The 1,529-nt window shown below is 68.8% G+C and carries 1 protein-coding gene; it reads left to right on the top strand.

All coding sequences use genetic code 11. The features are described 5' to 3' along the window. On the top strand, positions 1 to 1,529 hold a 1,529-nt coding region (locus IE251_RS40415; protein WP_189757922.1), incomplete at both ends, for a 2-oxoacid:acceptor oxidoreductase subunit alpha.

The following is a 1,529-nucleotide window of genomic DNA, read 5'->3' as shown; positions in this document are numbered from 1 at the left end:
CAGCTCCACTTCGCCGACCACGACATCCTCACCCCCGGCGACGCACCCAACGTCCTCGTCGCGATGAACCCCGCCGCCCTCAAAGCCAACATCGGCGACCTCCCCCGCGGCGCCGAAATCATCGTCAACACCGACGAGTTCACCAAACGCGCCCTGCACAAAGTCGGCTACGACAACGACCCCCTCCACGACGGCTCACTCGACGGCTACCACCTCCACCCCGTACCCCTCACCACCCTGACCGTCGAAGCGCTCAAAGAGTTCGACCTGACCCGCAAGGAGGCCGAGCGCAGCAAGAACATGTTCGCGCTGGGCCTGCTGTCGTGGATGTACCACCGGCCGACCGAGGGCACCGAGAAGTTCCTGAAGTCGAAGTTCGCGAAGAAGCCCGAGATCATGGCGGCGAACATCGCCGCGTTCCGGGCGGGCTGGAACTTCGGCGAGACCACGGAGGACTTCGCCGTCTCCTACGAGGTCGCGCCGGCCGCCAAGGCCTTCCCCGTGGGCACCTACCGCAACATCTCCGGCAACCTCGCCCTGGCCTACGGCCTGATCGCCGCCTCCCGCCAGGCCGACCTGCCCCTGTTCCTGGGCTCCTACCCCATCACCCCCGCCTCCGACATCCTCCACGAACTGTCCAAGCACAAGAACTTCGGAGTACGCACCTTCCAGGCCGAGGACGAGATCGCCGGCATCGGCGCCGCACTCGGCGCGGCCTTCGGCGGCTCCCTGGCGGTGACGACGACGTCGGGGCCGGGTGTGGCGCTGAAGTCGGAGACGATCGGCCTGGCGGTGTCGCTGGAGTTGCCGCTGCTGGTGGTGGACATCCAGCGCGGCGGCCCCTCCACCGGCCTGCCCACGAAAACCGAGCAGGCCGACCTGCTGCAGGCGATGTACGGGCGCAACGGTGAGGCGCCGGTACCGGTGGTCGCCCCGCGCACCCCGGCGGACTGTTTCGACGCCGCGCTGGAAGCGGCACGGATCGCGCTGACCTACCGCACCCCGGTCATGCTGCTGTCCGACGGCTACCTGGCCAACGGCTCCGAACCCTGGCGCATCCCCGAGCTGGAGGAGCTGCCCGACCTCACCGTCCGCTTCCCCTCCGGACCCAATCACACCCTGGACGACGGCACCGAAGTGTTCTGGCCCTACAAGCGGGATCCGCAGACCCTGGCCCGGCCGTGGGCGATCCCGGGCACGCCGGGGCTGGAGCACCGTATCGGCGGGATCGAGAAACAGGACGGCACGGGCAACATCTCCTACGACCCGGCCAACCACGACTTCATGGTCCGTACCCGCCAGGCCAAGATCGACGGCATCGACGTCCCCGATGTGGAGGTCGACGACCCGCACGGCGCGCACACCCTCGTGCTGGGCTGGGGCTCCACCTACGGCCCGATCACCGCGGCGGTACGGCGGCTGCGAGCGGCCGGCGAATCGATCGCCCAGGCCCACCTGCGCCACCTCAACCCCTTCCCGCGCAACCTCGGCACCATCCTCAAGGCCTACGACAAGGTGGTGATCCCCGA

It is taken from the genome of Streptomyces eurythermus (assembly GCF_014649115.1).
Classification (GTDB): Bacteria; Actinomycetota; Actinomycetes; order Streptomycetales; family Streptomycetaceae; genus Streptomyces; species Streptomyces eurythermus.
This window is presented reverse-complemented; position numbering and strand designations above follow the sequence as displayed.